The organism is Niallia sp. FSL R7-0648 (assembly GCF_038007005.1).
Lineage (GTDB): Bacteria > Bacillota > Bacilli > Bacillales > Cytobacillaceae > Niallia > Niallia circulans.
This window is the reverse complement of record NZ_JBBOWE010000001.1, coordinates 2647800-2672693: the sequence shown is the minus strand read 5'-3', so window position 1 is coordinate 2672693 and position 24894 is coordinate 2647800. Positions and strand designations below refer to the sequence as shown.

Annotated in this window: 41 protein-coding genes, 1 tRNA gene and 1 pseudogene; 39 read left to right on the top strand and 4 right to left on the bottom strand. The window is 34.8% G+C overall.

Features of this window, described 5'->3' with window-relative positions; translation table 11 throughout:
* Window positions 1–140: 140 nt before the first annotated feature.
* The 7 genes from NSQ89_RS13180 to NSQ89_RS13150 all read left to right on the top strand — a co-directional run bounded on the left by NSQ89_RS13180 (window position 141) and on the right by NSQ89_RS13150 (window position 7190).
* Window positions 141–356 (top strand): YqgQ family protein, encoded by a 216-nt coding sequence (locus NSQ89_RS13180; RefSeq protein WP_047941253.1) that lies wholly within the window; start codon window positions 141–143, stop codon window positions 354–356.
* Window positions 356–1318 carry an ROK family glucokinase gene (locus NSQ89_RS13175; protein WP_341132760.1) on the top strand — a complete coding sequence of 321 codons (963 nt, stop codon included), beginning with the start codon at window positions 356–358 and terminating at the stop codon, window positions 1316–1318. Before NSQ89_RS13180 ends, NSQ89_RS13175 begins: the two co-directional genes overlap by 1 nt.
* Before the next feature lie 290 nt (window positions 1319–1608).
* Complete coding sequence (locus NSQ89_RS13170) at window positions 1609–3507, top strand: LTA synthase family protein (protein WP_061798537.1); 1899 nt, start codon at window positions 1609–1611, stop codon at window positions 3505–3507.
* Between the two features lie 130 nt (window positions 3508–3637).
* On the top strand, window positions 3638–4825 hold the full coding sequence (locus NSQ89_RS13165) for a M14 family metallopeptidase (protein ID WP_047941250.1): 1188 nt from the start codon (window positions 3638–3640) through the stop codon (window positions 4823–4825).
* 173 nt (window positions 4826–4998) lie between these two features.
* The gene (locus tag NSQ89_RS13160) at window positions 4999–6126 is read left to right on the top strand and encodes a YqgU-like beta propeller domain-containing protein (protein ID WP_341132759.1); all 1128 of its coding nucleotides are present in this window, start codon (window positions 4999–5001) and stop codon (window positions 6124–6126) included.
* A gap of 97 nt (window positions 6127–6223) precedes the next feature.
* Window positions 6224–6541, top strand: a complete 318-nt coding sequence (locus tag NSQ89_RS13155) for an MTH1187 family thiamine-binding protein (RefSeq protein WP_047941248.1) — start codon at window positions 6224–6226, stop codon at window positions 6539–6541.
* Window positions 6542–6554: 13 nt separating this feature from the next.
* Window positions 6555–7190, top strand: coding sequence for an MBL fold metallo-hydrolase (locus tag NSQ89_RS13150; RefSeq protein WP_047941247.1), 636 nt, complete (start codon window positions 6555–6557; stop codon window positions 7188–7190).
* A gap of 34 nt (window positions 7191–7224) precedes the next feature.
* On the opposite strand, the gene NSQ89_RS13145 is transcribed toward NSQ89_RS13150, so the two are convergent.
* A complete protein-coding gene (locus tag NSQ89_RS13145) occupies window positions 7225–7923 on the bottom strand; it encodes a helix-turn-helix transcriptional regulator (protein WP_095258956.1) in 699 nt (232 codons plus the stop codon).
* A gap of 270 nt (window positions 7924–8193) precedes the next feature.
* Between NSQ89_RS13145 and NSQ89_RS13140 the strand changes: the two genes are divergently transcribed.
* A complete protein-coding gene (locus tag NSQ89_RS13140) occupies window positions 8194–9237 on the top strand; it encodes a flavin-containing monooxygenase (RefSeq protein WP_095258955.1) in 1044 nt (347 codons plus the stop codon).
* Between the two features lie 43 nt (window positions 9238–9280).
* Window positions 9281–10213: a cation diffusion facilitator family transporter gene (locus NSQ89_RS13135; protein ID WP_047941244.1), complete on the top strand. Its 933-nt coding sequence runs from the start codon at window positions 9281–9283 to the stop codon at window positions 10211–10213.
* A 66-nt stretch (window positions 10214–10279) separates the two neighbouring features.
* Here the strand turns inward: NSQ89_RS13135 and NSQ89_RS13130 are convergent.
* Window positions 10280–10351: transfer RNA gene (locus NSQ89_RS13130), tRNA-Gln, on the bottom strand.
* Window positions 10352–10573: 222 nt separating this feature from the next.
* Here NSQ89_RS13130 and NSQ89_RS13125 point away from each other — a divergent pair.
* On the top strand, window positions 10574–11026 hold the full coding sequence (locus NSQ89_RS13125; protein WP_082138268.1) for an ATPase, T2SS/T4P/T4SS family: 453 nt from the start codon (window positions 10574–10576) through the stop codon (window positions 11024–11026).
* 3 nt (window positions 11027–11029) lie between these two features.
* Here NSQ89_RS13125 and NSQ89_RS13120 read toward each other — a convergent pair whose 3' ends face one another.
* Window positions 11030–12436 carry a recombinase family protein gene (locus NSQ89_RS13120; RefSeq protein ID WP_053215609.1) on the bottom strand — a complete coding sequence of 469 codons (1407 nt, stop codon included), beginning with the start codon at window positions 12434–12436 and terminating at the stop codon, window positions 11030–11032.
* A gap of 67 nt (window positions 12437–12503) precedes the next feature.
* The gene (locus NSQ89_RS13115; protein ID WP_341132758.1) at window positions 12504–13136 is read right to left on the bottom strand and encodes a LexA family protein; all 633 of its coding nucleotides are present in this window, start codon (window positions 13134–13136) and stop codon (window positions 12504–12506) included.
* A 157-nt stretch (window positions 13137–13293) separates the two neighbouring features.
* On the opposite strand from NSQ89_RS13115, the gene NSQ89_RS13110 reads away from it, so the two are divergent.
* The 29 genes and pseudogenes from NSQ89_RS13110 to NSQ89_RS12970 all read left to right on the top strand — a co-directional run bounded on the left by NSQ89_RS13110 (window position 13294) and on the right by NSQ89_RS12970 (window position 24641).
* A complete protein-coding gene (locus tag NSQ89_RS13110; protein WP_123257977.1) occupies window positions 13294–13548 on the top strand; it encodes a helix-turn-helix domain-containing protein in 255 nt (84 codons plus the stop codon).
* 21 nt (window positions 13549–13569) lie between these two features.
* Window positions 13570–13704, top strand: coding sequence for a hypothetical protein (locus tag NSQ89_RS13105; protein WP_269083446.1), 135 nt, complete (start codon window positions 13570–13572; stop codon window positions 13702–13704).
* Window positions 13705–13810: 106 nt separating this feature from the next.
* Window positions 13811–14458 (top strand): Rha family transcriptional regulator, encoded by a 648-nt coding sequence (locus NSQ89_RS13100; RefSeq protein WP_341132757.1) that lies wholly within the window; start codon window positions 13811–13813, stop codon window positions 14456–14458.
* 94 nt (window positions 14459–14552) lie between these two features.
* Window positions 14553–14759, top strand: coding sequence for a hypothetical protein (locus NSQ89_RS13095; protein ID WP_341132756.1), 207 nt, complete (start codon window positions 14553–14555; stop codon window positions 14757–14759).
* Window positions 14759–14887: a hypothetical protein gene (locus NSQ89_RS13090; protein WP_328019843.1), complete on the top strand. Its 129-nt coding sequence runs from the start codon at window positions 14759–14761 to the stop codon at window positions 14885–14887. The genes NSQ89_RS13095 and NSQ89_RS13090 overlap by 1 nt, the downstream gene beginning before the upstream one ends.
* Window positions 14887–15057, top strand: coding sequence for a hypothetical protein (locus NSQ89_RS13085; protein WP_341132755.1), 171 nt, complete (start codon window positions 14887–14889; stop codon window positions 15055–15057). The genes NSQ89_RS13090 and NSQ89_RS13085 overlap by 1 nt, the downstream gene beginning before the upstream one ends.
* Window positions 15057–15251 (top strand): DUF7167 family protein, encoded by a 195-nt coding sequence (locus NSQ89_RS13080; protein WP_341132754.1) that lies wholly within the window; start codon window positions 15057–15059, stop codon window positions 15249–15251. Before NSQ89_RS13085 ends, NSQ89_RS13080 begins: the two co-directional genes overlap by 1 nt.
* A gap of 85 nt (window positions 15252–15336) precedes the next feature.
* Entirely contained in the window at window positions 15337–15501 is a 165-nt protein-coding gene (locus NSQ89_RS13075) for a hypothetical protein (RefSeq protein ID WP_341132753.1), read from the top strand.
* Complete coding sequence (locus NSQ89_RS13070; protein ID WP_341132752.1) at window positions 15464–15760, top strand: hypothetical protein; 297 nt, start codon at window positions 15464–15466, stop codon at window positions 15758–15760. Before NSQ89_RS13075 ends, NSQ89_RS13070 begins: the two co-directional genes overlap by 38 nt.
* Window positions 15753–15962 carry a YqaI family protein gene (locus NSQ89_RS13065; RefSeq protein ID WP_341132751.1) on the top strand — a complete coding sequence of 70 codons (210 nt, stop codon included), beginning with the start codon at window positions 15753–15755 and terminating at the stop codon, window positions 15960–15962. The genes NSQ89_RS13070 and NSQ89_RS13065 overlap by 8 nt, the downstream gene beginning before the upstream one ends.
* A gap of 11 nt (window positions 15963–15973) precedes the next feature.
* Window positions 15974–16126 carry a DUF6906 family protein gene (locus tag NSQ89_RS13060; protein WP_164463660.1) on the top strand — a complete coding sequence of 51 codons (153 nt, stop codon included), beginning with the start codon at window positions 15974–15976 and terminating at the stop codon, window positions 16124–16126.
* A 96-nt stretch (window positions 16127–16222) separates the two neighbouring features.
* A complete protein-coding gene (locus tag NSQ89_RS13055; RefSeq protein ID WP_171509798.1) occupies window positions 16223–16396 on the top strand; it encodes a hypothetical protein in 174 nt (57 codons plus the stop codon).
* A complete protein-coding gene (locus NSQ89_RS13050) occupies window positions 16397–17284 on the top strand; it encodes a hypothetical protein (protein ID WP_341132750.1) in 888 nt (295 codons plus the stop codon).
* Window positions 17235–18041, top strand: coding sequence for a PD-(D/E)XK nuclease-like domain-containing protein (locus NSQ89_RS13045; RefSeq protein WP_341132749.1), 807 nt, complete (start codon window positions 17235–17237; stop codon window positions 18039–18041). Before NSQ89_RS13050 ends, NSQ89_RS13045 begins: the two co-directional genes overlap by 50 nt.
* Window positions 18034–18204, top strand: a complete 171-nt coding sequence (locus NSQ89_RS13040) for a hypothetical protein (RefSeq protein WP_341132748.1) — start codon at window positions 18034–18036, stop codon at window positions 18202–18204. Before NSQ89_RS13045 ends, NSQ89_RS13040 begins: the two co-directional genes overlap by 8 nt.
* An 8-nt stretch (window positions 18205–18212) precedes the next feature.
* A complete protein-coding gene (locus NSQ89_RS13035) occupies window positions 18213–19142 on the top strand; it encodes a DnaD domain protein (protein ID WP_341132747.1) in 930 nt (309 codons plus the stop codon).
* The gene (locus tag NSQ89_RS13030) at window positions 19066–20007 is read left to right on the top strand and encodes an nSTAND3 domain-containing NTPase (RefSeq protein ID WP_445668971.1); all 942 of its coding nucleotides are present in this window, start codon (window positions 19066–19068) and stop codon (window positions 20005–20007) included. The genes NSQ89_RS13035 and NSQ89_RS13030 overlap by 77 nt, the downstream gene beginning before the upstream one ends.
* Complete coding sequence (locus NSQ89_RS13025; protein WP_341132746.1) at window positions 20000–20176, top strand: hypothetical protein; 177 nt, start codon at window positions 20000–20002, stop codon at window positions 20174–20176. The genes NSQ89_RS13030 and NSQ89_RS13025 overlap by 8 nt, the downstream gene beginning before the upstream one ends.
* Window positions 20166–20435, top strand: a complete 270-nt coding sequence (locus NSQ89_RS13020) for a hypothetical protein (protein WP_341132745.1) — start codon at window positions 20166–20168, stop codon at window positions 20433–20435. Before NSQ89_RS13025 ends, NSQ89_RS13020 begins: the two co-directional genes overlap by 11 nt.
* On the top strand, window positions 20432–20641 hold the full coding sequence (locus NSQ89_RS13015; protein ID WP_341132744.1) for a hypothetical protein: 210 nt from the start codon (window positions 20432–20434) through the stop codon (window positions 20639–20641). Before NSQ89_RS13020 ends, NSQ89_RS13015 begins: the two co-directional genes overlap by 4 nt.
* Window positions 20638–21090: a RusA family crossover junction endodeoxyribonuclease gene (locus NSQ89_RS13010; RefSeq protein ID WP_171509761.1), complete on the top strand. Its 453-nt coding sequence runs from the start codon at window positions 20638–20640 to the stop codon at window positions 21088–21090. The genes NSQ89_RS13015 and NSQ89_RS13010 overlap by 4 nt, the downstream gene beginning before the upstream one ends.
* Window positions 21053–21268 carry a hypothetical protein gene (locus NSQ89_RS13005; protein WP_341132743.1) on the top strand — a complete coding sequence of 72 codons (216 nt, stop codon included), beginning with the start codon at window positions 21053–21055 and terminating at the stop codon, window positions 21266–21268. The genes NSQ89_RS13010 and NSQ89_RS13005 overlap by 38 nt, the downstream gene beginning before the upstream one ends.
* Window positions 21269–21270: 2 nt before the next feature.
* Window positions 21271–21426, top strand: a complete 156-nt coding sequence (locus NSQ89_RS13000) for a Fur-regulated basic protein FbpA (RefSeq protein ID WP_341132742.1) — start codon at window positions 21271–21273, stop codon at window positions 21424–21426.
* Window positions 21417–21860 carry a hypothetical protein gene (locus NSQ89_RS12995; RefSeq protein ID WP_341132741.1) on the top strand — a complete coding sequence of 148 codons (444 nt, stop codon included), beginning with the start codon at window positions 21417–21419 and terminating at the stop codon, window positions 21858–21860. Before NSQ89_RS13000 ends, NSQ89_RS12995 begins: the two co-directional genes overlap by 10 nt.
* 230 nt (window positions 21861–22090) lie before the next feature.
* Entirely contained in the window at window positions 22091–22765 is a 675-nt protein-coding gene (locus tag NSQ89_RS12990; protein ID WP_341132740.1) for a hypothetical protein, read from the top strand.
* A gap of 11 nt (window positions 22766–22776) precedes the next feature.
* Window positions 22777–23322 (top strand): annotated as a pseudogene (locus tag NSQ89_RS12985) (dUTP diphosphatase).
* A gap of 263 nt (window positions 23323–23585) precedes the next feature.
* Window positions 23586–23759, top strand: a complete 174-nt coding sequence (locus tag NSQ89_RS12980; protein WP_341132739.1) for a hypothetical protein — start codon at window positions 23586–23588, stop codon at window positions 23757–23759.
* Window positions 23760–23799: 40 nt separating this feature from the next.
* The gene (locus NSQ89_RS12975) at window positions 23800–24054 is read left to right on the top strand and encodes a hypothetical protein (protein ID WP_341132738.1); all 255 of its coding nucleotides are present in this window, start codon (window positions 23800–23802) and stop codon (window positions 24052–24054) included.
* A 218-nt stretch (window positions 24055–24272) separates the two neighbouring features.
* A complete protein-coding gene (locus NSQ89_RS12970) occupies window positions 24273–24641 on the top strand; it encodes an ArpU family phage packaging/lysis transcriptional regulator (RefSeq protein WP_341133162.1) in 369 nt (122 codons plus the stop codon).
* Window positions 24642–24894 lie beyond the last annotated feature (253 nt).

Below are 24894 nucleotides of genomic sequence, written 5' to 3'. Positions count from 1 at the left end.
ATTTACTTTCCTAATAAGGGAAAAGAATCTGCTGTTGAGGAAACAGTCCGTATCCTTTATACTTAATTTGAAAACGATTAATTTATCACTTTATGCAAACCTTTGCAGTGGATAGAAAAAGAATGAAATCGAGGGGTACCATGCAAACAATTTATGACGTGCAGCAGTTTTTAAAAAAGTACGGGACAATCATTTATGTTGGAGATCGAGTAGGCGATTTACAATTAATGAAATCCGAAATTAAAGAATTATATCAATCTCAATTAATAAAAGAACAAGAATTCGATTCTGCTATGCGACTGCTTAATCAAGAAATACAATACTTAGAGGATAAGAGAAATCGGGGGAATGTGTGATGCAAGAAAAATGGGTAGCTGGAATAGATTTAGGCGGAACAACGGTGAAAATTGCTTTTTTATCTTTAAATGGCGATTTAATTGATCATTGGGAAATCCCGACAGATAATTCTGAGGAAGGGAAAAATATAACATCTGATATTGCAAAATCCATTGATGCTAAATTGAAGGAATTAGGTCATTCGAAAGAGGATGTTTTAGGTGCAGGAATGGGTGCGCCAGGTCCTTTTGATTATGAAACAGGAATTATTTTTAATACGGTAAATTTAGGCTGGCCCGATAATTTTCCTTTAAAGGCTCGCCTTGAAGAAGATTTAGGATTGCCAGTAACGATTGATAATGATGCTAACTGTGCTGCTTTAGGTGAAATGTGGAAGGGAGCTGGAGAAGGAGCAAAGGATTTAGTTTGCGTAACACTGGGGACTGGTGTTGGCGGAGGCGTTATTATTAATGGAGATATTGTGCAAGGCGTTAAAGGAGCTGCTGGTGAAATAGGTCATCTAACTGCAATTGTGGAAAATGGAGCTCCTTGTAACTGTGGGAAAACTGGCTGTTTAGAAACGATTGCATCTGCAACGGGAATTGTTCGTTTAACGAAAGAAAGATTAGCGGAAAGACATACATTAAGCGAGCTTCATTCGTTACTAGATCAAGAAGGGGCGATTACAGCAAAAGATGTATTCGATGCAGCTAAAGGAGGGGACGAATTAGCTAATGAAATCGTTCAATTTGTTGCATTTCATTTAGGGCTAGTGTTAGCAAATATTGCTAATACGTTAAATCCTGAGAAAATTGTCATAGGTGGAGGAGTATCAAAAGCTGGAGATGTCCTGTTAGATCCTGTAAAAGAGAATTTTATGAAATTTTCCTTTAAAAGTGTAGCAGAGTCAACTGTCATTGATGTTGCGACTCTTGGAAATACAGCAGGGGTAATTGGTGCTGCGTGGTTGGCTAAAAGTTAATCGAGCTAGGTACAAATAGATAGGATTATTAAGAATGAAAAAAATCTTCTTCCGTTTGGAAGGAGATTTTTTTTAGGTATTTTAAATGATAGGAATAATTACGATAAAATTTCTGAAACTTTTCGTCTGATTGGACGTTTAAAAAAGAGTAAGCTATTATAATAATACACAAAGATGAAAATTAGATTAAAATTTCATAAAGATTAGCTTTATATAATAAAAATATTGTAAAATGTGTAAAGTGATAATTTTCGAGATTTTGTTTGATCAATAGTTAGGAGGATTCACCATTGTTTAAGAAAAAATTGGAGTGGTCAAAGCTGTCACTTATAACGATTGCAACAGTTTTACTATGGATTAAAACAAATATTGCCTATATTACAAGCTTTGATATTAAAATTGAAAATTGGATTCAACAATTCATATTAATCATTAATCCTTTAAGTTCCATATTATTTATACTAGGAATATCCATGTTTTTCTCAGAAAAAAATCAAAAGAGATATATATTAATTTCAAGTCTGATTCTCTCGTTTGTTTTGTACGCAAATGTGGTTTTTTATCGAGTTTATACAGATTTTTTAACTCTGCCGCTTTTATTTCAAACAAGTAATATGAGTGATTTAGGAAGTAGTATTAGAGAGTTAATCCATGTTACGGATATTCTTTTCTTTGTTGATATTATTTTGCTCATTGTCATTATGAAAAAGAAACCAGCCTTTGTAAAAATTCCGAAATACACAAGAGTTCACAAGAGTATTTTCTATTTACTTACGATAAGCTTAGCTTTTTTTAATCTAAGTTTAGCAGAAACGCAAAGAACGCAATTGTTAACTCGAACATTTGATAGAGAGCTTTTAGTGAAAAATATTGGAACATATAATTATCAACTTTATGATATTTTTCTGCAAACAAAGACTTCTGCACAAAGAGCATTTGCAGATGGCAGTGAATTAACAGATATGGTTAATTATAATCAGGCAAATTATACAGAACCAAATAAGGACATGTTTGGTATTGCTAAAGGTAAAAATGTAATCATGGTTAGTCTAGAGTCTACTCAGTCGTTTACAATCAATCGAGAAGTTAATGGCGAAGAAATTTCACCATTTTTAAATGATTTTATTAAACAGAGCTTCTATTTTGAAAATTTCTACCACCAAACTGGACAAGGGAAAACTTCAGATTCGGAATTCATTGTGGAAAATTCATTGTATCCATTAAGTAGAGGGGCTGTTTTCTTTACTCATTCTGGAAATGAATATCAGGCAACTCCTGAAATTTTAAATGAAAATGGATATTACACAGCTTCCTTACATGCAAATAATAAGAGTTTCTGGAATCGTGATATTATGTACCAAAGTATAGGATACCAACGATTTTATGAGATTAATGATTATGAGGTGAATGAGGAAAACTCTGTTGGCTGGGGGCTGAAGGATATTGACTTCTTCGAGCAATCAATCGCTCATTTAAAAGAAATGCCGCAGCCTTTTTATAGTAAATTTATTACGCTGACAAATCATTTTCCTTTTGAGTTAGAAGAGGAAGACAAATTTATCGAGCCATTAACAACCGGCAGTAAAACACTGAATAATTATATTCCTACTGTCCGTTATCAGGATGAAGCATTGAAAAATTTTATTGAGAAACTAAAAGAAGAAGGTCTCTATGAAAATAGCATTATTGTACTGTATGGAGATCATAATGGCATTTCGGAAAATCATAATAAAGCAATGAGTGAGTTATTAGGAGAAGAAGTGACTCCTTTTGTAAGCACTCAATTACAAAGAGTGCCTTTTGTTATCCATATTCCAGGAATGGAAGGGAAAACATTGTCAACAGTATCTGGTCAAGTGGATATCAAGCCGACTCTTCTTCATTTGCTCGGGATCGAGACAAAAAATGATATTCAATTTGGATCTGATCTTTTCTCTGATAACAAGGATCCGTTTGTTGTCTTACGAGATGGCAGCTTTATCACAAATGATTATGTGTATACGAAAGAAGTTTGTTATGATCGAGCAACTGGAGAAGCAGTCAATGGAGACGGGTGTGAGCCTTATATAGAGCAGGCGAATTTAGAATTGCAGTATTCTGATAGTATTATTTATGGAGACTTATTGCGGTTCTATGATAAAGAAAAAGGGATGCTTGAGATAGTGGAAGAAGCGAATAAAAAAGAGTAGATTGATGGAGCTTTGTGATAAATGTAGAAATACCTACTTTGTCACAAAGCTTTTTTTATGAATAAGAAAAAGTACCATAAGTAATGTTTTTTAGTGCGGTTCATATATATATAGGGAGAGGAGTGGGCATATGGAGATTAAATTGAGACCAGGAGATACACTTTGGTACTATAGTCAGCTTTTTATGGTTCCCTTGAATCTTATTTTAGACAGTAATCCTCATGTTAATCCGAATAAATTAGCAGCTTCAGAAACTATCCAAATACCTGGATTTGAATTACAGGTTCATAAGATAAAGCAGGGAGAAACTCTGTGGAAATTGGCAGGAGTAAGAAATATTTCAGTGGATAGTATTTTATTAATAAACCAACATGTAAATCCGAATAATCTTCAAGTAGGCGATGAAATTTATATTCCAAATCGCATTATTGGAAGAATAGTACAGGGAAAGAAAAAGTATGATTATCATTCCTTGCAAGTCGATCTAACTAGATTAAAGAAAATTTTTCCATTCATTCAAGTGAAGAGTATTGGTAAAAGTGTATTAGGACATAATATTGAGGAAATTAGAATAGGAAAAGGTACAAAAAAGGTTCATATAAATGCATCATTCCATGCCAATGAATGGATTACTACGCCGATTTTAATGGTGTTTTTGAATGATTTTTTATTATCTTTAACGAATGGGACAAATATTCATCGTGTTCATACAATGCCATTATATCAGTCTGTTGACTTATCCATTGTACCGATGGTCAATCCAGATGGAGTTAATTTGGTCTTAAATGGTCCTCCAGAAGAAGAGAAGGAGAAATTATTCTCGATAAATGGTGGAAGCACTGATTTCACTAGCTGGAAGGCAAATATCCGTGGGGTTGATTTGAATAATCAATTTCCGGCAAATTGGGAAATTGAAAAGGAAAGGAAAGAACCAAAATCGCCAGCACCAAGAGATTATCCGGGAGACACGCCATTGTCTGAACCTGAGGCTCAAGTGATGGCGAAGCTTGCGCATAAAGAGAATTTTGACTGTTTAATAGCATTGCATACGCAAGGAAAAGAATTTTATTGGGGCTATGAAGGGCTAGAGCCAGCAGAATCGCAAACGATAGCAAATGAATTTTATAGAGTGAGTGGATATAAAGCCATTCAAAATGTAGATAGTCATGCTGGTTATAAAGATTGGTTTATTCAAGAATTTAGAAAGCCAGGATTTACATTAGAGTTGGGAAAAGGGATAAATCCTCTTCCTCTATCCCAATTTACTGAAATCTATCATGACACATCAACGATTTTCTTAGCGTCTTTATATTTGTAGATTTACAGTAGATGAAATGTATGGAGTGTAAATAAGCACCTATTATGGAGGAATATTTCTCATTTTAGTAAAATATCAAAGCGTATTTGAAAAAAAGCCGAAAAAATCGGCTTTTTTATGTTACTATTCTATAGAGTAAATAAAACATGAAAAGTAGTATAGGAGTGTGAAAAATGTTTCCATTAGGTAAGAGAAACACACTAGGAATAGTTCTTCTCTTCACTTTTTTCACACTTATTCTGTCTGGCTGTGTACCAAGACAGAATAATTCAGCCAGTGAAAATGAAGCGAAGGACAAAAATATCAATAACAACACGATGCTTCCTCCTATTAGTCCAGTTGAAGGAGATTTTGAGCAAGTATATGGCTGGATAAAGAATGATACAATTTGTTATTCGGCGAAAGTAGAGGGTGTTAATAAAATTTACACTTATAACATCTATACTGGAAAGCATATTCCTTTATATGAATCGGTAACAGAATTGTCAAATGTGATACTCAATAAAAATCAACTTTTAATATACAATGCTCTTTCTGATGAAGAAGGAGAAATTCATATCATTGATATGAAGGGAAATGAAGTGCTTACTAGAAAATTGCAAAGCTATGAAACAGATTTTGCGTGGAATCCTTATAGTGAAAATGAACTATTAATTACTACTTTCACCAAGGATTGGGAAAGTAAAGTATCTGTATTGGATATTCAAGAAAATGAATTAAGTGATTTTCCTGTGTCTACGCCCTTTCCCCAATGGCAATCAAAGGAAAAAGTAATGTATTTAGAGTGGGACCAAAGCTCCCCTTCCTTTTACGCCCCTCTTAAAATTTTCAATTTGGAAACAAAAGAAGAAAAAGAATGGGACGTACCTGATATTTATTTTATAGAAGAGAAAAATGGTTATCTCCTTACTCTTTCCAGTTCATCTAAAGAAGAGGAAGCCATTTATACCTTTTATGATTCTGAATTAAAGAAGCAAGGAAGTGTCCGCTTACCTAGATTATCTAAATTTTCCAATTGGTTAGTACCAAACTATGCTTTTTATGAGAATAAATTTCTTACTTTTGTTCCCAAAAATAGTGGTAATGCGGAAACTTATCAAGATGGCTTTAATCTTGTTGAAATAAATATGGAAACAGGTGAAAGCAAAAAGATAGATACGGAAATGGAATTAGAGGATCAGCCTATCCAAATTTCGAGTGATGGAAAATATTGTCTATTTGGTTATTATTATGAAAATATGCTGGATATGGAAACGGGCGAAATTAGCTCCTTATTTTCTACCACTATTCACAATAGTTGATGATGGCATAAAAATATGCCATCATAATCATGGAACATAATCAAGTATCTTTGTCTTATATATGGTTAAATATACGGTTGAAAGGAGAATATAGTTAATGGCAATTGTAGATGTAACAGTTATACCAGTAGGAACACAAACACCAAGTGTAAGTGCATATGTAGCAGATATACAAAAAGTGCTTATGGGTTATGAGGAAAAAGGGCAAATTCGGTTCCAATTAACGCCGATGAATACAATTATTGAGGGAGAGCTTCCTGTTTTATTTGAAGTAATCCAAGCTATGCATGAAGTTCCTTTTGAAAAAGGGCTTGTTCGTGTTTGTACAAATATCCGAATTGATGATAGACGGGATATTAGTAGAAAAATGGAAGATAAAGTAGAACGTGTTGTAAGTCAATTAGAGAGTAGATAGGAGGGGTTATGGGATGGAGTATAAACAAATTCCTTTAGGACCAATCCAGACAAATTGTTATTTAATATGGAATGAAAACAAGGATTGTTTGGTGATAGATCCTGGGGCAAATGGAGAAAAGTTAATAAAGATAATTCAGGAGTTAGGATTATCTCCTATAGCAATTCTGTTAACACATGCTCACTTTGACCATATTGGTGCAGTGGAAGATGTTCGGACAGAGTATAGTATTCCCGTATATGTACATAGCAAAGAGGAAGAATGGCTAATTAATCCGAAATTAAACGGCAGTGAAGCATTTAGGCTGCCGAATCCGATTGTAACAAGACCTGCTGAGCATTTCTTGGATGAAAATCCAAGCATGACAATCGGTGATTTTACCTTTCAAGTGATGGAGACACCAGGGCATTCTCCAGGCAGTGTTACGTTTTATTTTGAAAAGGAGAATTGGGCATTTGTAGGCGATGCCCTTTTCTATGAAAGTATCGGCCGAACAGATTTAGCTGGCGGGAATCAAAGAACATTGCTAACTAGTATCCATGAGAAGTTATTGAATTTACCTGAAGACACATTAGTGCTTTCCGGTCATGGCAGAAAAACGACGATTGAGCATGAAATGGACCATAATCCATATATTAATGGCTTTTAAATGAGAAAAAAGAGAAGGGGCTCCTTCTCTTTTTTTATTGCACGATCGTTTTATAAGCGCATTGATCACAACCAGTAATAATATTTTGTTTCTCGATTAACTGAACATCTTTAAACAAAGCTTCGAACATTCCTGTAAAGAAGGATTGGTGCATGGTACAAACTTTATTCTTATGTTCTACAGCTACTTCTTTAAATGGACAGTTATAAATTTCAAAATATAAAGAGGTTTGATCATCATTCCATTCCAATGCAGGTAACTGTCCGGTCATTAAACTAGCATTTTGTAATAAACGTATTTTATCCTCATTCGATAATAGTGCTGTGTTGTTTGTAATACGTGCAATCTCCTGCTCCATCATCTCTTTGCCAAATGTTTTTCCTGTTTCATAAAGTGCTTTGCTTCCCTCTGCTCCAAGACTTTCAAGCGTTTTCAATAAAATGCTGCTTAATAATTGATAATCTCGAAAAGGAAAGCTAAATTGAATAACTTCATCTGATAAACGATATAGTCTGCTGGGGCGACCACCTTTACCTGTTTTTTTTGTTTCCGAGTGTAGCATTCTTACATCTTCTAACTTAGATAAATGCAAGCGAGCTACATTTGGATGGATGGAAAATTCATCCGCTATTTCTTGAACAGTGACATCTTGATGACGTTTTGTAATGTACTGATAAATATAGAAACGAGTTGGATCTGATAAGACATTTGTAACTTTTAGTGTATTTTCCATATTAAATGTTCCTCCTGAGGACTAATTTTCTTTATTATAATATAGCAATCTACCATAAACATGGTTAAAACGATAAGTTTATAAAATGTTCACAACTTCACAAATGTTTTGTTCATAAATTGTACATATTCACTATATGAAGCATGAGCAACGTTTTAAATAGATTATTAAAAGAGAAGTGGAACTTATTGTTAATTTTTATTGACAGATTTATTAATTAGATTATAATGAATATATGAACATATATTCATATAATGGAGGACGGTTGTTATGAGTTACGATGTAATAATAATTGGCGGCGGGCAAGCCGGGCTTGCGATGGGTTACTTTTTAAAGAAAAGCGGCTTATCTTTTCTCATAGTAGAAAAAGAAACATCTATAGGTGAAAGCTGGAGAAAGAGATATGATTCATTAACTTTGTTTACTCCACGTTTTTACAGTTCTCTTCCTGGATTTCCGCTGTATGGGGATTTGGATGGCTATCCCACAAAAAATGAAATAGCAGACTATTTATTTGATTATGCGACCACGTTTTCGCTGCCAGTTCAATTAAATACAGAGGTAAAGGAACTATCAAAGACAAAGGAAGGCTTTAAGGTAGTTACTAATGAGGGTGTATTAGCAGCTAAAAAAGTGATTATTGCTACTGGTCCCTTTCAAAAACCATTGATACCTTCATTTGCTTCTAGTTTATCTGAAAATGTAGTCCAGCTTCATACATCGCAATATTATAATCCGAAACAAATTAAAGAAGGACCGGTTTTAATTGTAGGAGCCGGGAATTCAGGGGCGCAAGTTGCAGCGGAGCTTTCAGACAAATATTTGGTATACCTATCAGTAGGTCATAAAATTCGTTTTTTACCACAAAATATAGGGAATAAGAGTATTTTCTGGTTATTTGAGAAAATGAAAATATATAAAGCAAGTACCTATTCCAAAATAGGTCAATGGCTAAGGAAGAAACCAGACCCAGTTTTTGGATTTGAATTAAGAGCAAAAATAAAAAGTGGAGCAATAACAGTATTTCCGCGCACAGAAAGAATTGTCGATGATACTTTTGAGTTTATAGATAAACGCAGACTAAAAGTTAACACTGTTATCTGGGCTACCGGTTTTTATCATGATTATAGTTGGATTAACATTCCACAAGTAATAAATGTAAACGGAAATCCTATTCATAAGAAGGGAATAACGAATATTGCTGGATTGTATTTTTTAGGATTACCATGGCAAACAAATAGAGCTTCCAGTCTGCTTCAAGGAGTTGGGGATGATGCAGCATATATCTATCAACATTTACGGAGAAACATGTAAAAAGCAAGCAAATATCATTTTTTAGAAACAGGAGGAAGATAAGATGGGACATTCTCATGGGCACGACCATAGTCATCATGGACATCATCATGGTTTCGAAGAAATAAGAGAAGGAAATAAAAAGGGCTTACTTATAGCGTTAATCATAACAACTGGTATTATGCTGTTAGAGTTTTTTGGTGGTTTACTTACAAATAGTCTTGCTTTATTGTCAGATTCAGGTCATATGCTAAGTGATGCAAGTTCTCTTTTTTTAAGCTTTCTAGCAATCTGGTTCGCCACACGACCTGCCTCTTCGAGTAAAACCTACGGCTATTATCGTTTTGAAATTTTAGCTGCCTTATTTAATGGTGTTACATTGTTTGTTATCGCCTTTTTTATCATATTAGAGGCAATCGAACGATTTTCCCAACCACCTGCTGTCTCAAGTGGAACGATGATGATAATAGCTGTAATTGGACTATTAGCGAATATGATCAGTGCCCTAGCATTATTGAGAAAAGGCGATGTAGAGGGCAATGTTAATTTGCGAAGTGCTTATTTACACATTCTAGGTGACGCATTGGGCTCTGTTGGCGCAATAATTGCAGGCTGCCTCATGATTTTCTTTAAGTGGTATATTGCTGATCCAATCATATCTGTTGTAGTTGCGCTATTAATTTTGAAAAGCGGCTGGGGAGTAATAAAAACGTCCATCCATATTTTAATGGAAGGAACACCAACCACTATTAATAAAGAAGAGGTAAAAAAGGAGTTGGAAGGAATCGCTGGAGTTATCGATGTTCATGACTTGCATATATGGACAATCACTTCTGGATTGGATTCACTAAGCTGCCATTTATTAATTGATGATAAGAGTGATAGTCAAGTAATTCTACAGGTCGCGATTGATCGTCTGAAAGCTAAATTTAATATGGAACATACAACCATCCAAATCGAAAAGTCACAGATTCGGCATGATGATATGAATGTATAATAAAAGGTAAAGCCTCGATCTACTCGAGGCTTTTTTACAAAAAAAGACCCAGAACACGGGTCTCTACTGGGCTAGCTGGATTCGAACCAACGAATGACGGAGTCAAAGTCCGTTGCCTTACCACTTGGCTATAGCCCAAAATAGTTGATATCTATAGTATGGATAGGAGTTGGCATTTTATACAGATTTGTTGAACTTCTTGGAAAGATTGTTAGTCAATGTAGTGATGGAAAAGGACAATACTATTGTATAAGTATATTCTGACATTAAATTTAGCAAAAAAATTAAAAAGAAAGAAGGAATTTACCCTTTTTTGTCGAAATACATATTTGAAAAATATAAAGGTGGTGTTAAATATAAGTGTTATCGATTGAAGCTCTAGCAAATCGTATTATATGTGAAGCAGTAGAACAGAATGCTACTGATATTCACATAACCCCAAAACAGAAGGAATCTGTTCTCCAATTTAGAATTGCCAATCATTTAATTAATTACTTAGTAATTTCAGCAAATGAATGTGACAAGTTGATCTCTCATTTTAAATTTACAGCTTCTATGGATATTGGCGAAAGAAGAAAACCGCAAAATGGATCCATTTCCACAACAGTCAAAGGTCAGTATATTGGCTTACGACTTTCAACCTTACCATCTCACCCTCATGAGAGTTTAGTAATTCGTATACTTTCCGACCAAAATATGCTTCCAATCTATCACATCTCTTTATTTCCAAATATTTCTCGTAAATTAATCTCCTTGCTAAAGCACGCACACGGATTAATAATTCTGACCGGTCCAACTGATAACGTTACGTAAATATTAATAAAACAAGACATCAGTAATCGTAACTAAATCTTTTCCATACTTACATCTGTCTGGTCTTTGTGGAGGTTGGGGGATTAGTTCATAATCAATTTTCTTTATAAATCTGGAGATAAACATTCTTTTTTCTTCTTGAGTGAGAAAATGGAAAGTTTGATTAAAAGTGAATACCACATTTTTTATTTCTTCAATATCAACTTGTATAGGTTCCTCCTTCTCAGATAACTTTCGTTTTAATTCTTCGAACAGTTCTCTGGTTTCTAACATTCTTTGTTCAAATTCGCTATCACTAATTAAATCTGATGCCCATGCACGTTGATATTTTTCTCTTTTTTTCTCTAATGATTTTAATTGGTCTGTCAAATGTTTGGTCTCATCTGGTTCTTCCGTAATTTCTATGCCTTTTAAATCAATATTTTTCATATAAATATAAAGTGCGTCCAAAAAACGTTTTTCTCCAATTTGTTTAATTTTTTTACCTTTCAAATAACAAGAACTACACTTATAAATTGTACTTTGATATTCAGTACCATCTTTCCGCTTACGTAAATATCTGTTAACTGCTAGCGGTTTTTTACATGTAGGACATGAAAGTTTACCTTGAAATAAATAGTTACCAGCCACTTCTCTCCTATGATGTTTAGAACGATCATTTAAAATTTCCTGTAATTTTTTATATTGAGATTTAGAAATTATTCCTTCGTGTGTATTTTCATATACCTTATCATTCCATCTTGTAGCACCATATATAGCTGGGTTTTTTAGAATTCTTAAAACACCCTTAACATGCCAAGTTCTATCGTCATTAGTTTTATTAAGATAATTCGCCAACTGTGTTGCTGACATACCGTTAAATGTTTTCTCGATCATATCATATACAACTTTTGATTTCTCATTTTTGATTAATTTTTCATCTTCCGTTAAATCAAAACCATATGGGATTGCTCCAACTCGCTCACCGTCAGAAACTTTTTGTTCTAAAGCTACTTTTATTCTTTCTGATAAATTTTCTGTTTCCCATTGTGCAAGTAATGCGACTAGGCCGATGAACATTCTCCCCATTGCGTTGGATGTATCATAAAGTTCTGTCGCTGATTTAAATGAGCAATTATGCTTTTCTAACATTTCTAACATTTCATAAAGATCCTTAACTCTTCTTGTAAAACGATCAAGTCGATAAACTAAGATCATAGATATTCTTCTGTTTTTGACATCATCTAACAGTCTTTGCAATTCTGGTCTATTCATATCTTTAGCAGATATTCCTTCATCGATATAAAATTTAAAATCATTCCATCCTTGTGCTGCACAATAGGCGATCAATCTTTCTTTTTGAGCACCTATAGAATATCCTTCATTTGCTTGTTCTTGAGTAGAAACACGAATGTAAATTCCAACTGTCATTAATATTGTCTCCCTTCAAAAAAAAGGAGAGCCGTCGCTCCCCCAATTTAAATTCCTAGCTAGTAATTTAAAGATCGACTGTAAATCTAATTGCTTTACCTATGATTCTTGCTGGATTTTCTTTGTTTACAATAATAGGTTCATAAGCTGGATTTTCTGGCATTAACATAACGAGACCACCAAGTTTTTTTACTCTTTTTAAAGTTGCCTCAGTATCTCCATTTACTAACACCGCTGCTATTTCCCCGTTTTCTACATCGCTTTGTTGTCTAATCATTACTGAAGAACCATCTGGAATAGTAGGCTCCATTGAATCACCTTTTGCATCGAGGTAATAAATTTCTCCATACGGTAAATTTTCAGGTGATTCATATCTATATCCAGCAAAGTTTTCTTCTACATATATTGGATCTCCACAAGCAATTGTCCCTAAAATAGGAACTTTAACTAATTCTGTAGTAGTAGAGTATAGGTTATTAGGCTTGTCTTCCGTAAGATCAGAACGATAAATACCAAAATAATCAGCCATTAATTGTATCTTATCTATTCTTGGATATGTATTACCTTTCATCCAATTAGAAACGGTTGTTTCTGGAATGTTTAAATCTCTAGCCAAATCAGTTTGATTTTTCCCCATTCGATCTAAATATTTTTTAATATTCTTCGCCATAATTTGTTTTAAATTTTCTTTCTCGTCCATTTTTGCACCTCCTTTCTTCATTAATATTACCGTTTTTCGGTAGTGTTGTAAAGAGGCAAAATACTTTTTTTCGGTATTTTTTTTAATTTTAATGATTGACAATACCGTTTAAAGGTAGTATATTGAAAACATAGAAATAAGGAAAGGAGTTGAGAGCATGAACAGAGTATTTCAAATATCATTAGCAGCAGCTAGAGTGAATGCAGGTTTAAAACAGATGGAAGCAGCAAAAGAACTTGGTATTACTGAAAAAACTCTAGGTGGATACGAACGAGGTCAAACCGCTATTCCTGGTCACGTTTTACAAAAAGCAGCAAAACTTTATGATATACCTTCTGATTTGATTAGACTTCCTAATGTTAATGATGGAAAACATGATGATGAATTTTTTTTAAATAGTAGTACCGTTTAAAGGTAGTGAGGAGTGGTGAAGATGATAGGAACAAAAATCAATCCACCAAACATAAGCGATGAAACTATGAAAGAAATGGTGAAGTTCTTTATGAAAACTTCAATACCAAGAATCATTGCATATGAAAAAGAACAAAAAAAGAAACAAAAACAATAAACCAAATACTATCCAAAGCGCTGTGAACCGAGCCAATGACGGTTAATGATGAGATTAATAGCTTAGTAGACGGTAGCAACGTCAATAGAGGAGAAGGAGAAACAAAATGAGCCAATTAGTTTTTGTAAATGACAATCAAGTATTCACAGATAGTTTGACAGTAGCAGAAGTGTTTGGGAAACGACACGATGTTGTGCTACGAGATATTAGAAATTTGGAATGTAGCGAAGAATTTAATCTCCACAATTTTGCGGAGATCGATTATACGGACGAAAGAAATAGAACATATAAAAAATACTTAATTAAACGTGATGGATTAGCATTTCTAGTGTTTGGTTATACAGGCGCTAAAGCTGCTGAATACAAAGAGAAATATATTCAAGCATTTAACGCAATGGAAGAAGAACTAAGAAAACCAAAAGTACTTACAGATCGTGAACAACGTGTGGAAGCCTTAAAACTAACTTTAGAACACGAGGAAAAGCTAGTTGAATACGATGGCCGTTTATCCAAGCTAGAAGACAACGTAAGAATAGATTCATTCGCACAGAATGCATTGCAGAAGCAGATTAAGAAGCGTGTGTACAAAGTATTCGAAACAGCCAATCCGAATGGACTAGACCTAAAAAAATTGTTCCCTTGCATCCACAGAAACTTTAGAGATGCGTTTGGAGTACCGACATATCGTGACTTAAGAAAACTTGATTATGAAGAAGCCATATCATGGGTGAAGACATGGAGACCATTAATATGATTGAACACATTGAATTGTTAGTTGTAGGTGTTCTTTTAAACAGCATAGTTACATTAATACTTATATTTACAAAGGAAGATAGGAAGTGGTTTAAATGAAGCAGCCATTACAAAAATTTGAATTTGCAACATCCATACTTAGATTCGCTAAGGATCATGATATTCCTACGGAAACGGTGAAAGAAGCTATTGAATTATTGCATAGAGACCTTTGTCCGAAAAAGGAACCAGTGATGCTTAAAGTGCCAGAAGTTAAATTGCCACCGTATAAACCACTACCATTGAAAAGGAGTTGGACGTAATGAGCAACTATCAAAAATCAGAAATGCTACTAAACTTCGCATTTGAAATGACGTTGAAAGGTCATCTTAAAAAGGCAGATTGGGCTAGGGAGAAAAGCCGTAAATATTATGAAATGGGTGTGAAGTAATGAAATTAAAAGCAGTAAGTTCAACTGGTAAAGCAATAACAGAATTAACTCTTGAGCAACAGAAAAGATTCATTGAGAAACTGGCTGAACAGCAAGATGGAAACATAAATTATGGCATGGAATTGAGTCTAATGATTTTAGGTTATGAAGTTGTGGAGGGTGAGGAGTAGTGGATAAAACCACGAAAGTCTATTTTACCTTTATGACAGGTTACACAGATAAACACGAAGATGAGTTCACTTTAGAAGAATTAGGATTTGATCCAGCTAAAGATTCTGGATTGGAAGAATTTTTAGAACAAGAATATTTAGAGTGGAGATCTAACTTTATAGATGGTGGCTGGAGTTTTGAGAAAGAAGAATAATTCACCGACAAAAGTCGGTACTCTTTTTACACAACTTGCAAAATTTGATGATGGAAAGTTGGAATATTTTAAGGAGGTGAGCATAGTGAGTCAAGAAGTTATCAACGCAGTATTTGACGGTGATCTACATACAAGGATTCAAAATGTAGAGTTCTCCACTAGTCCACGAGAAGTAATCACAATAGGTGAAATGATGGAAGGGAATGAATTAAATGAATGCAGCAGAAATGAGAAAGAAATCTACAGCTAATCGACATAAAGTAGCTGTGGCAAACTTAGAACAATTTATCAATAGAACAAATGAAATTATCAAAAGCAAAGCTAATGATGGTCATTTCAGTTACATCACACCAGTTCCTAGTGATCCTTTATGGAATGAGTATCAATGTACAGAATCTATAGCTAATTATTATCGAAACAGAGGGTTTAAGGTTAATATTAACAACTTTTTTCTAAATAAAACCATGTGTATTTCATGGTTGGAAGAAGGGGAGGAATTAGATGATTGAACATCCAGTTATCAGTCAAATTCGCGCCAATGGTTACCCAAATATGATTGCGCAGTCGGAACATGCTGGGATTGATTTCTTCGGAAATGAAATTTTAGTAGGTGACGAGATTATTGAACATGATGGCAATGTCATTTTAGCTGACAGTTTAGAAGATTACTTGATTGAGGAATTGGGGTTTGAATTTAAAACAGCAGAATAGGCGGACAAGCTATGAAGCAAGGTAAGAATCCAACTAAAAAGCAAAAGATACACATTAAAAGTTATGGGTTAAATCCCGACAACTGGCTGATTTATAAGAATGCTGGTGATCAAGTTTCATTAGTTCATAGATTTACAGGGACAACAAGAAAAATCCCAAAATAATAGACCCGTGTTGGCGCACGAGTCAAGTGACTTTCAAACAAATAGTTAAGTACATGATAGGACATATCGTTTTAAAAATCAAGGGGAGGTTAAAAGATGCCATATTTCTATTCAAAAAATAAAACTATATGGAGTCCTCAGAATCCAGCATTAGAAGCACTTTATAACTTCCTAGAAAAACATAGAGAGTTATTAGAAGGTAGCGGTCTTTATGACAACCTTACTGAAATATATGAATCAATGGATGAACAATTAAGGGAGGAAGAATAAATGAGCGAATTATCTTTGCAATATAACCAGCAACAACAACCAGGAGTGTTAGCACAGTCCTCAAGCAGCCGAGAAATGGAGGAAGTAAAAGGTCAAATATTCATGGCCAAACAGTTTCCTAGAAATGTGTTTGATGCAGAAAAACGGATTTTAGATAACTGCAAAAGACCAGCATTAGCAGAGCAAGCAGTCTATAGCTATCCACGCGGAGGAAGTAAGGTTGAAGGTCCATCTATTCGTCTAGCTGAGGTTTTAGCTCAAAACTGGGGCAATTTATCGTTTGGTGTAAAAGAACTCGAACAACGTAACGGTGAATCTGTAGCAATGGCTTATGCATGGGATTTAGAAACAAACGTAAGACAGGAAAAGATTTTCACTGTTCCTCATTCTAGAAAAGCTAAAGGGAAAATTCAAAAGTTGGATGATCCACGCGATATTTATGAATTAGTTGCAAACCAAGGTGCGAGAAGAGTCCGTGCTTGTGTCTTGAGCATAATCCCTGGTGACATCGTGGACAAGGCTGTTGAGGAATGCAATAGAACTATGCAAGGAAATAATACTAAGCCATTTAAAGAAAGATTAAACGCAGCTTTAAGTATGTTTAAAGAAAAACACAGAGTTACCCAAGAACAAATCGAATCAAGATTTGGATATAACGTATCTGCTTTTACTGAAAGAGATTTAAACGATCTAGGAAAGATATACAACTCCATTAAGGATGGAATGAGTAAAGTGGAGGATTGGTTCGATAAAACACCAACAAATAAAAAAGAGAACGATGAAAAAGGCAGCACGCTGGCAGAGTCTTTCAAAGAAGAGAAGGGAGCTGACAAGGTAGATGGAAAAGAAGCTGCTCCAACTGAACAAGGAGAATTATCATTCGATTGAAGCTGATCGAGATTACATGTCAGTTTCTCAGTTTAAAAGCTTTGTAGAGTGTGAAGCAAAAGCATTCGCAAAACTAAATGGTGAGTATAAACAACCTTCTTCAAATGCTTTGATTGTTGGTTCTTATGTACATGCAGCATTCGAAAGTGAAGAAGCCTTCAAAGAGTTTATAGAACAAAATAATGGTGCTATTTATAAGTCGCGTGGTGGCATGTATTCAGACTTTGAAACAGCTAATTCTATGATTAATGCAGTAAAACAGGATTCATTCGCTATATTTGCAATGGAAGGTGAGAAAGAAGTGATTTTCACAGGGGAACTATACGGTTCTCCCTGGAAAATCAAGGTGGATTCCATTAATCACAATCGAAACACTTTCTCGGATTTAAAGACTACACAGGACCTTCATAAAAGGTACTGGAGCGATAAATACGAAGGCTGGGTATCATTTGTCGAAGCGTGGGATTATGTCCTTCAAATGGCTATTTACCGCAAGATAATTGAGCAAAACACAGGTGCTTTATATAACCCATATATCGTGGCTGTCACAAAGGAGAATCCACCTAATAAAGCAGTTTTACATTTTGATGAATCGAGATTTTCTTTCGAGTATGAATATGCAGAAATGAAGATGGAACGATTTGTACAGGTGAAGCATGGTAAGGAGAATCCTATCGGTTGTGGCAAATGTGATTATTGTAGGTCAGTAAAAAAGCTATCAGACACCATGGAAATAGGATCGCTGCTTTATGTATGACCAAGATGTTCCTACTCATGTTGTCTTGCCAGAGTGGATTTGGAAGGAAGCAAAAGATACGGAACATCTTAAACAACTTATTTTGCAATATATACAAAAGTGCTATCCAGGATATCGAGTTAAGAAAGTATCAAATGGAATGGCGATTTGTTATAGGAAGTAGGTGAGACAATGCCCGAAACCTTTTATTTTCCGGTACACATGGGACTACTTTCACCTCAGCATAAAGAAAATATAGGTAACGCCTTATGGGAGTTTCTCTGGATGATCGCTAAGACCACAAAAGAAGTTAAGAGTGATGATGGAGAGACTTGGGGCATTGTTCTTGGTGGAAAACCTATTAAGCTATCTGAAATAGCTGAGGATTTAGGCAGTAGTGAACGGACTATTCAAAGAAATATCGGAAGACTCAAAGACTATGGCTATATTCACTCAGTAAAAGCACCTTACGGAGATATTTTTAAAGTGAAAAATTCTAAGAAGTTTTATAAAAAGAGACATGACAAATCTGTCGTGTCTGACCAAGAGAGAGACGACAAATCTGGCATGTCTCTAAAGGAGAGACACGACAAAAGTGGCATGTCTGAACCGAGAGACACGACAGATTTGGTAGAGAGAGACGACAAAAGTGTCGTGTCTAATAAGATAAAGAAAGATATAAAAGTTATTGATATAAAACAACAACAAGATATAAAAGAGAACGAGGTTGATGTTATGGAAAATAATCCAGTTTTAGAATATGAAAAAATCTTTGGCTTTCCTTCACAAATTTTAATTCAAGAATTTAATTTTTGGATAGATAGTGAGGAATCATTTTTCCAAGAACCAGAAGCCATAATTTGCGAAGTGATTAAACAGGCTGGAAAACAAGCTCCTAGAAATCCGAGTAGTTATGTAATAGCCATAATTAAGAAATATCATGACATGCAGCTATTCACTTTAGAAGCAGTCCAAGAGTATAACAGGAAGTTTGAAGAAAAACGAAATGGCGGTGATCTAGGTGGCAACAGATATAAAACAGATTCTGCAGCAACTTCAAGCACGAGCCAAACCAATCCAAACGGAACTCCCGTTGGGCGTGTCAGAAGAAAACAAGTATAAATGCTCTATTTGCAAGGATAAAAGAATTGTCATTTATCGAGTTCATAAGGATACGGAATGGAAAGAAGATTTTATTAAGGTGAATGGAAATGTTGAAAGTCGATTAGTACCTGATGAAATGGTCTTAGAAGATGATTTTTTAGCTGGCAAGGTATGTGGACCTGACGAAGCTTGGCAATGGCGAGATACTTACTCGAAAAAATGCAACTGTGTTCAATCTGTTAAGACAAATAGAATCCTTAAGTCGAGTGAGATAACAGAAGCATTTAAAAGTAAGGGATTCAAGACTTTCATTACTGAAGGCAAACCGCAAGTAATAAAAGATGCATTTGATTGTGCAGTTGAATATTACCAATCGTTTCGAGATATACGATTTACAGAGCGTAACAGTATGGCTCTATTAGGGAATCCAGGTTCAGGCAAAACACATCTACTAACTGCTTTGTGTAATAACTTAATGTCCAAAAGACAAATACCTGTATTGTACTTTCCTTATGTCGAAGGTTTCACGGATTTGAAGGACGATTTTAACAAGTTGCAAGCTAAATTAGATCGGATGAAGAAAATCGAAGTTCTCTTTATAGATGATTTGTTTAAGCCTTTTATGGTTCAAACAAAACAAGGAAAGGTCAAAAAACCTAGAGCAACAGAATGGCAAGTAGAAATGACTTATGAAGTAATCAATTATCGATACAACAATATGTTACCTTTTCTTATCTCTTCTGAATTGAATACAAGTGAGTTAAGAGAAATTGATCCAGCTCTTGCGGACAGAATCATTGAAAGATGCAGCGACTTTACAGTGAATATCACAGGTATAGAAAAAGACTTGAATCATAGATTGCGAGGAATTGAGAATGTGTAATCTATGCAACGGAAAGAGAGTTATTCATGAGTTTGAAGCATACGGCATTCGCTATAAACCTTGTCCTAATTGCCCGCCTATAACAGAAAAAGAGTTCAATACTGATTTAGATGCACTCAAAGAGCGAATCAAAGCATTTAAGAAGGAAATGAGCGCAGTTGGTAACTAAGAAGAATCGAACATCACCGCATAACTATAAGCCGGACGGAAGGGCAAGAAGTGACAGGAGAATAACCGTACTCGAAGATTGTAACTTTGAGTTTTATGAAAGTGACTTAAAAGAGATTTCTAAACAATTCAATGATTTCCGAGATATAGAGCCAATCGCTAAATGGATGAAACGAGATCCAGATGAAATAATGCTGGCGGTCATCCATCTAGCGAAAAGCAAGAAATTAAAACAAGTGAATAGGAGGAAGGGAAAATGAAGTGCTGTTATCCAAATTGCAATCAAGATGCAAACAGTACTTGGGCGCTCGTTCCATTGTGTGTCCATCATCATAAATCAATTGAGGAAGAAACGGACAAGTATTATAACCAAGATCGAAGTAAAAGAATTCCTTATGGATTAAGAGAAAATTATTTGAAAATTGCAAGCCAAATACCATGGAGTTATAAGGAGTGGGAAATTTGATATCATTCACAGTTTTTGGAGAACCAGTAGCGCAAGGAAGACCACGTTTTAGTAATCATGGCGGCTTCACAAGAGCTTATGATCCTAAGAAATCAAAGGATTTTAAGCAATATGTAAAATTAGTTGCTGCTGAACATAGACCACCTGCTCTTTTAGAAGGTCCATTGTTGCTGGAAGTTAAGGTATTCAAACCTACTTTAAAGAGTTTCAGCAAAAAGAAGGCAGCAGCTGCTGAAAGTGGAGAATTACGTCCAGTTACAAAACCAGATGTTGATAACTATGTGAAAGGTATCAAGGATGCTCTTAAGCAAATCATTTGGAATGATGATAGCCAAGTAGTCGATTTACACGTCAGTAAATGGTATTCACAGACTCCTAGAATTGAAGTAACTGTATCGGAAGTGAAGGCTCATGAACCCAGTTATCATCAGACGACAGCGGAAATATGAAGCTGTACAAGCGATTAATGATCTTGTAAGTCGAGGACATGAAATTACTTATCCCCTTACTGAAATTAAGAAAGATGGAAAAGTATTTGACCAAGATAGTTACAACAGAAAAATCTTTGTCCAAAACACTCATAGTAGCTGCTGGATAGCCAAATTAAGAAAAGTGGAAGGTCAATAGGAATGACATTAGAACAAGAGAAAGACGAATTAAAAGCAAAACTTATTAATCTAGGATATTTCAAAACTCCTGATGGAAAGCAGCTGTACGAACTTACATATAAGGAGCTTGAAAATATATATAACCAATTAAAAGGAGCGAATCACTCATGCAACTAACCGTTAAAGCACATTTCAATAAACAAACAAAGGACAGTAAAAAGGAATTAATCCAGTTTTATGTAAAAGGCGATGATGAAAAGAAGCCAGAAATCAATCATTTAACAAGGGAAGTTGTTGAGCTAGAGATTGAGGGTGTTGAACAAAAGCTAACATGTGAGTTCAGCAAGAGTGCTAAGGATAGCAAGAAAACAGTCTTAGACTTCATCGTTAAGGGTGACACATCATCAGATCAATCTTTTAACTTTTATAAAATGGCCGGTTCTGATGTCACATTAAACATTGTTGAATCACAAATGAGCATAGAAGAATTTTATGGTGAGGATGACCACGAAGGCATTGAGTATTCACTTGATAAAGAAGGCAACGTGAATGTGCCAAGTGACCAAATCTCTATGGATGAACTGAATGAGGATGAAAAAGAATTAGATTAATAGCTTCACTCTCCTTCCTTCGGGAGGGAGAGAATAAAAAATTAGGAGGGACAGGATTGGAAGTAATCAATGTTGGTTTATACGGAGGTAAAAGCATATTCGGAGGAAAAGAAACTCCGATTGAAGCAAGTGTTATTTCTTGTGATAAACACTAAAATTGTTCCTTTTTTAAAAACGGACAATGCCTAAATGTAAGAGCTCCGTTAAGTTCAGGGTGTAAATTCGGCTCTGTGAATACAGTCAGAGGATATACAAGCAGAGCAAAGAAGTACAGTCAATTTAAAAAGCAATGGCAAGATCAAGAACAATACAACAAATTAAGTTATCCACCACAAAAATTAGGAATAATCGATAATATTGTTGTTTTTCCTTATCCATTTATACGAATTACAAAGACGTATAGCGGAAAATACGTAGTAGAAGATCCGTCATTATTCAGCAATAGCAATTCATATATCGAGTTAGAAAAATTCAATAGCGATTTGATATATCGCATCTGCTCTTATCGTCCACAAGCAATGATGGGTGGAGAAATAACGAGTTATCAGAAAGAGAAAGTACCTTTGTTTTTAGCACATCTTCAAGAAACTATGCCAGAAGTATATGACAATTTTATTGAAGCTTATCCTAAGTTTGGCAAAAAGATAGATTACGTTGGAAGAAAAGCTTTGTTAAAAACAATTAAACCATCTGAGATTAGCTATTACAGCAGAGATTATCCTAACTTAACTAATCATTGGTACTGGGATGGGGAGTTTCTCACTTATAAAAGTGGCTATGTGAGTAAAGTTTCAATAATTAATGATTACAAAATAGAAACATTTAAGTTGAAGCCGTCTGATAAGACAACTGTAAAAATAACAAGCAATGAACAGGTAACATCAGACACCGTATTTATAGATTAGGAGGAATCAAAATGAACCTACAAAAACTATTCGATACACAAAAGGTGCTGCGTGACAGAATCGGTTATGAAGGGGAAGATCGTTTTGAAAAATTAATATTAGCATTGCTGGTTGAAATTGGTGAATGTGCGAATGAATGGCGAGGGTTCAAATTTTGGAGTAAGGACCAGGAGCCAAGAACTAGTATAAACACATGTAATCATTGTAACCGTCTAGGAAGGAAGGCTTGTATCGGCTGTTATGGAAAGTTATATAAAAATCCACTCCTTGAAGAATATGTAGATTGATTACATTTTGTTTTAGAGTTGGGGATTGAAGTCGATTTTAAATCGGCTTTTGGAGAAATAGAAACTGAAAAATTTGGCAGTGTTTTAGAGCAATTCAATATTGTGTACTATGCAGTTTTTAAATTTAAAAACAAACGCTATTTTTATTCGGAATTATTGGGTAGGTACTTAGCTTTAGGTGAAATGCTCGGATTCACATGGGAAGAGATAGAAACAGCTTACTATGAGAAAAACAAAGTGAACCATGTAAGACAAGATACAGGGTACTAAAATGAGCATTATAAGCCTGTTTGATATGAATGTATGCCTCATGTGTAACGGGACTGGAATGATTGGGAAAAAGGTTTGTCAGCATTGTAAAGGCTCTGGCGAACCACCTTTAATAATTAAAAAGAAACCTAAGAAGGCATAATATGAGTTTTCTAATTGGCTTTTGGGTCGGTCAAGTATCTATATTTATGATTATGTATTTGGGATATAGGCACCAGGAGAGAAAACATAGATAACTAAAGTACGGTAAGGAGGAAATATAGATGAAAAAGAAAGTAGTATTTTTGGAAGACAATATGCTTGATGATGAAGAAGTTGTGATTTTTGAAGCAGATATACCCTATGAGGTAGATAAACGAGGAAGAATCACTAATGAAGATAGTATAAAAGTTCTTCTAAATGAAATTTGGGTTGATTTTAGAGTCGTATATCAATAACCGCAACATACGAAACAATTGTGGTGTAAGGAGGTTTAATTTGAGCGGCTTTATAGCGAAGCAACCTAATGGATTATATTGTCGTTTCTCCACTGTAGTCGACTGTCCTACTCATTGGAATATGACAAGAAACGATTATTTAAGCAATGTTACTGGAACAGTTGTGAACCCACAAGATGGTGAAGAAATATTAAAGTATTACCTTAGACCATTTGAAGATGTAATTAAGTATTTTGTTCCAAACAATATGACTAAAAGAGAGTTTGACGAATTAATAAAAACAATGAGTTCTTAATACGAAACTTATCCGCAGAAAGGAGGGGTGAAGGGAAATGAAGCAAAGTAAATTAACAAGGGAAGAAATTAGAAATGCGATGATTAAACAAACAATCCAAGATAATTATGAAGCACTTAAAAAGTTATCTCGTACTTGATGGGAAAAATAAAAAAAACTAGGATTCCTCCTAGCTCCGCAAAGCTATTATAACATAAGGGGGAGTCGTCTTGAAACAAATGTCTTTATTTTCAGATGTGGACGACAAAGAGATTAGAAGAGTAGTTGCCCGTCTATTGAAACAATATAAAGCTTATAGAGTTGCATTTCAGAATAAATTGGAACAGGATGCAGAAGGGATAGACCAACTATTCCCTATGCTGAATGATGTTGAAAAAGAAAAATTCTTGTTTGTTAAACAAATTGATCGTGCTATAGAGAATGCATTAAATGAAATTGAAAGAGAGATTATCCAGCGTAAATACTTAGACAATCACAGAGTAAAGGACATTGATGTGTATTTAGATTTAGGACTCACCAAAGACCAATACTACATACACAAGAAATACGCAATCAATCTTATAGCGACAGCACTTAGAATTATCTAGGTGCTGTTTTTTTATTTCCCGACAAAAACCCGACAAAATAAGGGATAAAACATAGGACAAAACAGGGGACTATTTTTATTTCCTAAAAAGGTAACATTTTCTTATCAGCTAGTTATTTAGTTGATGGGAGAAGCGCCTTTCCCTTATCAAGACGTACTCGAATATATTCTGCGGACTGTGAATCATGCTCGGTTAACGAGGGAGGCATGTGGAGTCCTAAGCGCGCTAGTCTAAAAGGGTTGAAGAACCCGCG

What these genes read in the sequence shown, in the direction of transcription:
- NSQ89_RS13045 (WP_341132749.1), top strand. Translation starts at nt 17,235, where the DNA reads ATGGAAAAGAAGCTGCTCCAACTGAACAAGGAGAATTATCATTCGATT.
- NSQ89_RS13160 (WP_341132759.1), top strand. Translation starts at nt 4,999, where the DNA reads ATGTTTCCATTAGGTAAGAGAAACACACTAGGAATAGTTCTTCTCTTC.
- NSQ89_RS13050 (WP_341132750.1), top strand. Translation starts at nt 16,397, where the DNA reads ATGAGCGAATTATCTTTGCAATATAACCAGCAACAACAACCAGGAGTG.
- NSQ89_RS12970 (WP_341133162.1), top strand. Translation starts at nt 24,273, where the DNA reads ATGTCTTTATTTTCAGATGTGGACGACAAAGAGATTAGAAGAGTAGTT.
- NSQ89_RS13165 (WP_047941250.1), top strand. Translation starts at nt 3,638, where the DNA reads ATGGAGATTAAATTGAGACCAGGAGATACACTTTGGTACTATAGTCAG.
- NSQ89_RS13155 (WP_047941248.1), top strand. Translation starts at nt 6,224, where the DNA reads ATGGCAATTGTAGATGTAACAGTTATACCAGTAGGAACACAAACACCA.
- NSQ89_RS13150 (WP_047941247.1), top strand. Translation starts at nt 6,555, where the DNA reads ATGGAGTATAAACAAATTCCTTTAGGACCAATCCAGACAAATTGTTAT.
- NSQ89_RS13120 (WP_053215609.1), bottom strand. Translation starts at nt 12,436, where the DNA reads ATGACAGTTGGAATTTACATTCGTGTTTCTACTCAAGAACAAGCAAAT.
- NSQ89_RS13070 (WP_341132752.1), top strand. Translation starts at nt 15,464, where the DNA reads ATGAATGCAGCAGAAATGAGAAAGAAATCTACAGCTAATCGACATAAA.
- NSQ89_RS13085 (WP_341132755.1), top strand. Translation starts at nt 14,887, where the DNA reads ATGAAATTAAAAGCAGTAAGTTCAACTGGTAAAGCAATAACAGAATTA.
- NSQ89_RS13115 (WP_341132758.1), bottom strand. Translation starts at nt 13,136, where the DNA reads ATGGACGAGAAAGAAAATTTAAAACAAATTATGGCGAAGAATATTAAA.
- NSQ89_RS13065 (WP_341132751.1), top strand. Translation starts at nt 15,753, where the DNA reads ATGATTGAACATCCAGTTATCAGTCAAATTCGCGCCAATGGTTACCCA.
- NSQ89_RS13110 (WP_123257977.1), top strand. Translation starts at nt 13,294, where the DNA reads ATGAACAGAGTATTTCAAATATCATTAGCAGCAGCTAGAGTGAATGCA.
- NSQ89_RS13145 (WP_095258956.1), bottom strand. Translation starts at nt 7,923, where the DNA reads ATGGAAAATACACTAAAAGTTACAAATGTCTTATCAGATCCAACTCGT.
- NSQ89_RS13095 (WP_341132756.1), top strand. Translation starts at nt 14,553, where the DNA reads ATGAAGCAGCCATTACAAAAATTTGAATTTGCAACATCCATACTTAGA.
- NSQ89_RS13140 (WP_095258955.1), top strand. Translation starts at nt 8,194, where the DNA reads ATGAGTTACGATGTAATAATAATTGGCGGCGGGCAAGCCGGGCTTGCG.
- NSQ89_RS13015 (WP_341132744.1), top strand. Translation starts at nt 20,432, where the DNA reads ATGAAGTGCTGTTATCCAAATTGCAATCAAGATGCAAACAGTACTTGG.
- NSQ89_RS12980 (WP_341132739.1), top strand. Translation starts at nt 23,586, where the DNA reads ATGAAAAAGAAAGTAGTATTTTTGGAAGACAATATGCTTGATGATGAA.
- NSQ89_RS13060 (WP_164463660.1), top strand. Translation starts at nt 15,974, where the DNA reads ATGAAGCAAGGTAAGAATCCAACTAAAAAGCAAAAGATACACATTAAA.
- NSQ89_RS13135 (WP_047941244.1), top strand. Translation starts at nt 9,281, where the DNA reads ATGGGACATTCTCATGGGCACGACCATAGTCATCATGGACATCATCAT.
- NSQ89_RS13005 (WP_341132743.1), top strand. Translation starts at nt 21,053, where the DNA reads ATGAACCCAGTTATCATCAGACGACAGCGGAAATATGAAGCTGTACAA.
- NSQ89_RS13035 (WP_341132747.1), top strand. Translation starts at nt 18,213, where the DNA reads ATGCCCGAAACCTTTTATTTTCCGGTACACATGGGACTACTTTCACCT.
- NSQ89_RS13040 (WP_341132748.1), top strand. Translation starts at nt 18,034, where the DNA reads ATGTATGACCAAGATGTTCCTACTCATGTTGTCTTGCCAGAGTGGATT.
- NSQ89_RS13175 (WP_341132760.1), top strand. Translation starts at nt 356, where the DNA reads ATGCAAGAAAAATGGGTAGCTGGAATAGATTTAGGCGGAACAACGGTG.
- NSQ89_RS13105 (WP_269083446.1), top strand. Translation starts at nt 13,570, where the DNA reads ATGATAGGAACAAAAATCAATCCACCAAACATAAGCGATGAAACTATG.
- NSQ89_RS13055 (WP_171509798.1), top strand. Translation starts at nt 16,223, where the DNA reads ATGCCATATTTCTATTCAAAAAATAAAACTATATGGAGTCCTCAGAAT.
- NSQ89_RS13180 (WP_047941253.1), top strand. Translation starts at nt 141, where the DNA reads ATGCAAACAATTTATGACGTGCAGCAGTTTTTAAAAAAGTACGGGACA.
- NSQ89_RS13000 (WP_341132742.1), top strand. Translation starts at nt 21,271, where the DNA reads ATGACATTAGAACAAGAGAAAGACGAATTAAAAGCAAAACTTATTAAT.
- NSQ89_RS12995 (WP_341132741.1), top strand. Translation starts at nt 21,417, where the DNA reads ATGCAACTAACCGTTAAAGCACATTTCAATAAACAAACAAAGGACAGT.
- NSQ89_RS13100 (WP_341132757.1), top strand. Translation starts at nt 13,811, where the DNA reads ATGAGCCAATTAGTTTTTGTAAATGACAATCAAGTATTCACAGATAGT.
- NSQ89_RS13090 (WP_328019843.1), top strand. Translation starts at nt 14,759, where the DNA reads ATGAGCAACTATCAAAAATCAGAAATGCTACTAAACTTCGCATTTGAA.
- NSQ89_RS13025 (WP_341132746.1), top strand. Translation starts at nt 20,000, where the DNA reads ATGTGTAATCTATGCAACGGAAAGAGAGTTATTCATGAGTTTGAAGCA.